The sequence below is a fragment of the Rhodococcus sp. MALMAid1271 genome (assembly GCF_049195265.1).
Classification (GTDB): Bacteria; Actinomycetota; Actinomycetes; order Mycobacteriales; family Mycobacteriaceae; genus Rhodococcoides.
The window spans coordinates 1-1,159 of record NZ_JBMIRQ010000006.1 but is presented as its reverse complement, the minus strand read 5'-3'; the positions used below and the strand labels follow the sequence as shown (position 1 = coordinate 1,159).

1 pseudogene is annotated in these 1,159 nt (G+C 66.9%); it reads left to right on the top strand.

From position 1 onward, the window contains the following. Positions 1-1,000: pseudogene (locus ACOQFP_RS00030) on the top strand (HNH endonuclease); the annotation flags it as partial. Positions 1,001-1,159: the final 159 nt, after the last annotated feature.

The window sequence follows — 1,159 nt, the reverse complement described above, 5'->3', positions numbered from 1 at the left end:
TGGGTATAGCTTGTGCGGTGTGAAGGCATGGGGGGATGTGTTCGAGCTCGCGGACCAGGAGTTGGTCTCCGAGCTCGCTGCCGTGACTTCCGACGAAAATGTTCTTGCTGCAGCGAGATTGACGCTGCTCGCCGAGATCGAACGCCGTGGTCTGGCGATGAAGCTCGGGCATTCGACCGTGACGCGGTGGTACGCGAGATCGGTGCGGATCACCGACGGGTCCGCTGCCCGCCAGACTGCGTTGGGGCTGTGGCTCACCGACTGGCCTGCCGTGCTCGATGCTCTCGCCGGTAGTGAGATCCACGCGGCGCATGCCTCGGCGATCGCCGACGGGTACGCCTCGGTCGTGGTGGCCGACCCGACCCTGGACCAGCGACACCGCGAGGCCGTCGTCGCGGAGTTGCTCGAGACCGCGCGCGGTACTACCGCCGGTCAGGTCGCCACCCGTGCGCAGGCGTTGGCGCATTCGGCGGCCGACGAAGCCAGGGCTCGGCACCAGAAGGCGGAGAAACAGCACCGCGAGTGGGAGCAGGAACAGGCCCGCCGCACCGGTGCTGGTGACGATGCAGGTGCCGGTGCCGGGGATGCTGATTCGGCTGCTGCTGGTGGCGGTTATTCGGGTGCCGGTGATGGTGGTGGTGGTGAGGACGCTGCTGGTGAAGGTGAAGGTGAAGGTGACGGCGGCGGTGGTGGTGCGGTACCGCAGGGACCGCCTCCGGTGCCGGTGTCGGAGAACCCGGATCTCAATCGATTCGATCTGCACCCTCTCGCCGATGATCGGTTCCAGCTCAGCGGCAATGTCGACCGGATGATGGCCGAGAAACTACTCACCGCGCTCTCGCCGTTGACTGCGCCGCGGCCCGGTCCCGGTGATGCCCGTGATCCTCGCAGTCCGTCGAAACGCCGCGCTGATGCACTCGATCTGCAAACAGCAGACCGGAAGCGTCACACCGGATTCGACGAGAACGAGCACCGCCGCGGCCAACACTTCGGACGATGACGCCGCTGCGACTGCCGGTGGTGCTGGTGCTGGTGATGGCAGGCAGAAGTCGACGGTGGGGCCGGGAGATGTTCACTGGCCGTTCCACCTCGACTGGACCGGGCCGATGAGCCGCACCCTCGCCGAGTTGCTCACCTGCGACGCCGACCTGACCCCCGT